The organism is Persicitalea sp., assembly GCF_041751555.1.
In the GTDB taxonomy this organism is placed as follows: domain Bacteria; phylum Bacteroidota; class Bacteroidia; order Cytophagales; family Spirosomataceae; genus Persicitalea.
The window spans coordinates 1-5,038 of the sequence record NZ_JBGSXF010000695.1 but is presented as its reverse complement, the minus strand read 5'-3'; the positions used below and the strand labels follow the sequence as shown (position 1 = coordinate 5,038).

Annotated in this window: 4 protein-coding genes; 2 read left to right on the top strand and 2 right to left on the bottom strand. The window is 53.4% G+C overall.

The window, feature by feature from the left end; genetic code table 11:
- Both ACEW8P_RS24410 and ACEW8P_RS24405 read left to right on the top strand, forming a co-directional pair.
- A partial coding sequence (locus ACEW8P_RS24410) for a TonB-dependent receptor plug domain-containing protein (protein ID WP_373515674.1) occupies positions 1 to 967 on the top strand: 967 nt, incomplete at its 5' end.
- Positions 968 to 1,050: 83 nt separating this feature from the next.
- Positions 1,051 to 1,968 carry a DUF4249 domain-containing protein gene (locus tag ACEW8P_RS24405; protein WP_373515673.1) on the top strand — a complete coding sequence of 306 codons (918 nt, stop codon included), beginning with the start codon at positions 1,051 to 1,053 and terminating at the stop codon, positions 1,966 to 1,968.
- On the opposite strand, the gene ACEW8P_RS24400 is transcribed toward ACEW8P_RS24405, so the two are convergent.
- On the bottom strand, positions 1,965 to 4,061 hold the full coding sequence (locus ACEW8P_RS24400; RefSeq protein ID WP_373515672.1) for a ComEA family DNA-binding protein: 2,097 nt from the start codon (positions 4,059 to 4,061) through the stop codon (positions 1,965 to 1,967). The two genes, ACEW8P_RS24405 and ACEW8P_RS24400, sit on opposite strands and share 4 nt — an antisense overlap.
- A gap of 77 nt (positions 4,062 to 4,138) precedes the next feature.
- Positions 4,139 to 4,999, bottom strand: coding sequence for a carboxylating nicotinate-nucleotide diphosphorylase (gene nadC / locus ACEW8P_RS24395; RefSeq protein WP_373515671.1), 861 nt, complete (start codon positions 4,997 to 4,999; stop codon positions 4,139 to 4,141).
- Positions 5,000 to 5,038 lie beyond the last annotated feature (39 nt).

The following is a 5,038-nucleotide window of genomic DNA, read 5'->3' as shown; positions in this document are numbered from 1 at the left end:
TCAGATTTATCAGTACCAGGAATTTCAGGAGGGCGAACGCAAGTTTCCCGAGTTGCCGGGTACGGCGGTGGCCAATGGCGATGTCATAAAGCGGTACGGCAACTGGGAGCCAAGATTCTCCATGAATATTGGTCTGAGTTCCACTACCTCCATCAAGGCCAGCTACAACCGTACGGCGCAGTACCTGCACCTATTGTCTAATACGGCAGCCAGTTCGCCGCTGGACGTCTGGACGTTAAGTACTAACCTCATCAAGCCTGAGATTGCTGATCAGGTGGCTTTGGGCTGGTTCCAAAATTTCCGCGATAACACCTACGAAGCTTCGGTGGAAGTGTATTATAAGGATTTGAAAAACCAGATCGACTACGTTCGCAATTCTGATCTACTACTCAACCGCTACGTAGAGGGTGACCTGCTTTTTGGCAAAGGCCGCGCCTATGGGGCCGAATTTTTCCTGAGAAAAAATAAAGGTCGCCTGACGGGCTGGCTGAGCTACACGCTGGCCCGCACCGAGCGACTGATCGAAAACGTCAACAATGATGACTGGTTTCCGGCTCGCTTCGATAAGCCCCACAACTTTACGGCGGTCGGAATTTATAACCTGAAAGAGCGGCTGACGCTATCATCTACCTTTACGTTTGCATCAGGCACTCCGGCGACTTTCCCGACCAATCGCTTCGAGTACAATGGCTGGGCTTTGCCGCATAACGTCTATAACGCTCGCAACAACAACCGCATCCCGGCCTATCACCGTTTGGACTTGGCAGCGACTTTGAAATCCAAGAAAAAGCTGTTCGGCATCGGCCAGGGCGAATGGGTTTTCTCGGTATATAATGCTTATAACCGCCGGAATCCGTATTCGGTCTATGTCCAGCAGAACGATGATAACCCGCTTGCGACCGAGGCTATTCGCTTCTCGGTCATTGGGTCGGTGATTCCGGCTGTGACGTATAATTTCAAATTTTGAAATTGTGTAGAGGCTTGGCGTGCCACGTCTAGCGGCGAATAAGTACCAACGGCCGGTAGCTAATTATGAAAAGAAAAATTTTGATGAAAAAAAGTGTTGTTTATTTATTGATGAGCCTGTTCACCGCCGCAGTTTTCCTGACTGGCTGCGAAGACGCCATTGACATCAAAACCGAAACTGGCCCCGCCGAACTCGTGGTTGACGGCTGGATTACTAACAAAACCGGCCCGCAAACAATAAAGCTGACGCTGTCGGCGGCATACTTCAACAATAGCCCGGCCAGACCCGCCCTGGGGGCCGAGGTGTCGGTGACGGACGACAAAGGCACGGTGTATCAATTTATGGATGAGAAAGGCAAAGGTATTTACCGATGGACCCCAAAGTCAGATACGGTAGCTTTGGGCCGCATAGGGGGTAAGTACGCATTGCAGATTCGCTACGACGGCGAGGAGTACGCCGCTACCAGCGAAATCAAGCGGGTACCGAAAATCGACTCGTTAGTCTATGAAGAGGAAAGTTTTCCCATCAATCCTCCCAAAGGACCTAAAGACGGTTACCTTGCCCAATTTTACGCCCGCGATTTTGTGGGTCTCGGCGACACCTACTGGATCAAAGCTTTGAAAAGCGGCAAACTCTACGGCACCGACCCCAACGACATCTCACTGGTCTTCGACGCCTCGTTCAGTCCCGGCTCGCCTTCTGATGGACTGGTTTTTATCCAACCGCTACGGCAGTCGATCAACGTCAACAAGCTCTTCTCGGCGGGCGATACGGTGGGCGTGGAACTGCACAGCATTACGCTCGAAAGCTACTATTTTTTATTTCAGGTAAGGCAGGAAACTACCAACGGCGGCATTTTTGCTGTGCCGCCCGCCAATATTCCCACCAACATCCAAAATCTGAAACCTAACGGCAAAAAAGCCCTCGGCTTCTTCGGCACCTCCGCCGTCAGCCGCGCCGAAACAGTTATCGATCCGAAGAAGGCGAAGCCGAAATCTTAAAAAGAATACATCACCTGCGCCTTCACTTCGCTTCGGGTGTTTCCCTGGATTTCGCCAAGCCCCGAGCTGAGGAGTTCCGTATTAAAGAAGCGCGATTGCGACCAGCGGAGCCAGATTCTAAGATTTCTTGACATCGCGTAGCGCAGCATAATGTAGTGTCGGGTGCCTTTGTCGTAGTAGGCGGGCAGCGAGAAGGCGTAGAGGACGTCTTTTTCGTACACGTATTGGCGGCTATCGTAGTTGTCGGTTGCGAAATAAGCTACCCTGCCGCTTAATTCCAGTTTGGCAAAACGCCAAGTCAGGTCCTGAATCACCGTGATGCCCTGCGAGCGGGAAGTACCTACGTAGGTAAAATCGCCGCCCTGCACGCGTGTACGTATCGAAAATTTTAACGGAACATCGTACTCTGCCTGCAGCACCGCCGTGCGGCGGATGGTAGTGGCGATGTCGGGTAGCGGCGTACTGCCGCCCGGCAGGTTTCTCATTTCATGCTCCTCATGGAAAAGCGCGAAAGCCGTAAAACGTTTGTTGGGTGTGTAACGAACGTGCAACAGGCGGTCGTTGCCATCGGAGGGTGCATTAACCTGGTACTTCAACCAGGGGAAACTAAATCGGTCGTAAAAGCCGCTGAACTGCCAGCGGCGGTTGGGTTTGTAGCGCAGTCCCCAGTACGTGCCGGACTCGTTAATGGGCCGCGAGCCTTCGGTAATCGGATTGCCGTAGAAGGTATGGAAATTCCGATCGTAATGCCGGAGTTGAAAGGTAAAATCCAGCGCTTTGCTCAACGTCGCGATCAAGCCGCCCACGCCACCCAGCCCACCGCTCTGGGAGCGCGCGCCTTCGCCGAACAGATGGAAATTCCGCCAGTGGTAGTCCCCGTGCAAGCCAACGGTCAGGTTTTCTTTTCCCCTAAATTCAAATTTATTGTAGGGCAAATCGCGCCGCTGCAAGCTACCATCGAAATGGGTGTAGAGGGCTGTCATCCCGATCTTGCCCGTTTGTTTGGGAAAAGTGTAGAGCGCGTGAAAGCCAGCATTCTTTTCAGGAATCAACCCCTGCTTATCGCGCTCGCTGGGCGTGCGGTGCAGCCCGGCGGTGAGAAGCGAGGAAATGACCGTACCCTCGGGACCGTCTGACAATTCGCTCAGGCTGGCGTCGCGGCGAGTACCTGAGCCGAAGATCGTCACGTCCAGATTCTTCTGCACATTCACCGTCGCGGCGGCTCCTCGAAAGAAGCCCGCTTCCAGCACCGAGGTATAAGGCCGCAGTCCCAAAGTACTGCGGTAGGTAGTTAGAATGGTTTCTGTGCCTTTACCCAGCGCAAAGCCCGCTGCCATCACTACGCCTTGCCCGGCCTGCATCTGGAAATCGCCGATGATGAGATTTTTGAGCCGCCCCCGATTCATAACCTGGGCGTGGAAAGAGGTGAAATCGCCGCCAAAAATCTGCCGCTCGGGCCGCCATGCCAGTACTTCACCCGCATCTTTCTCGGCGGTGAAGCCGAAGCTAAAGGCCCCAATGCGTGAGTAGCGGTAGCGGGCATATACCTGATAAGGGTCGCCCGCGTAGCGCGTCCGCGAGCGAGAGGTCGTATCTATTGCAGAAAAACCTTTCTGCTGTTCCAAAAGCCTTTCCGACCGCAGAATGAGGTAATGTTGGGTGGGGTTTTTCAATGATTCGCGCAGCGATAACTGCCGCGTTTGCACCGTAACGAAGGGCAACAACCGCCGAATCGTAGGCAAGTCAAAGCCAGGAATCGCCTGCAACTCGTATAGCGAAAGCAGCGGCCCGAGCTGGGTGCGGTAGTCCATAAGGGCATCCAACTGGTTTTGTGTGAGGATGTAGGTGGCCGCAAGTTCGTCGCGCGTGGCGATATTCAGGTCGCGCGGATTGGCGTACAACTGAAATAGCGACTCGAACAAATCGCTGTAATTGATATCCTCGCTGGGAACAGGGAAAAGCTCCTGCACAAACTGCTGAATGTCGATCTCACGGCGCGGCGGAGTTTGGGCGGGAGCGGGAAAGGCGGTAATAATTACAAACCCGCCACTCATCAAAACAAGAAGAAATCTGATGGGTAGCGGTGTTTCCATTTAGTTAGTCTTCAATGATGAGTGGTGAGTGATGACGGAACAACTCACTGTGATATGCGTCACTCATCATTCATCATTCAAAAAGCTTTCAAGCTCAAATCCAAACTCTTGATTTGGTGCGTCAGCGCGCCGCTTGAAACGCTGTCCACGCCCGTTTCTGCCACGGCGCGGAGAGTAGTTTCATCAATGCCACCCGAGGCTTCGGTTTCGATGCGTCCACCGATTTTTTTGACCGCCTCGCGCATATCTTCCAGCGAAAAATTATCCAACATGATAATGTTCGCGCCGCCCACGCGCATCACTTCGTCCACCTCGCCCAGATTGCGGGTTTCGATTTCTATTTTCAGGTCACGGCCAGTTTTTTCAAGGTACTCACGGGCGCGGATGAGCGCCGCCTGAATACCCCCGGCGTAGTCGAGGTGGTTGTCTTTCAGCATAATCATATCGTACAGCCCCATGCGGTGGTTGTGCGCCCCGCCAATGCGGGTGGCCATTTTTTCAAAAAGACGAAAGTTGGGGGTAGTTTTTCGGGTATCCAGCAACTTAACGGGCAGATCGGCGATAAGATCAACCATGCTACGGGTGTAGGTGGCGATACCACTCATGCGCTGCATGATGTTCAGCATCAGTCGCTCAGCTTGCAGAATGGACCGCGCACTGCCTTCGACAGTGAGGACGATGTCGCCGACTTCAATGTGGGAGCCGTCCTGGATTTTTACATCCACTTTCAGATTGGGATCGACTTCTTCAAAAACAACTAAGGCGACTTCCACGCCTGCCAGCACGCCCGCTTGCTTGACGAGCAGCCGAGCACGTTTGGTGGCGGTTTCGGGTACGCAGGAAAGGGAAGAGTGGTCGCCGTCGCCGACGTCCTCGCGCAGGGCAAGGCGGATGAGATCGCGGAGTTGGTGAGGGTTAGTTTCATTTATGGCGGCCATGGTCTCGTTTTTTATCCAAAAATAGGGAATTGCCCGCTA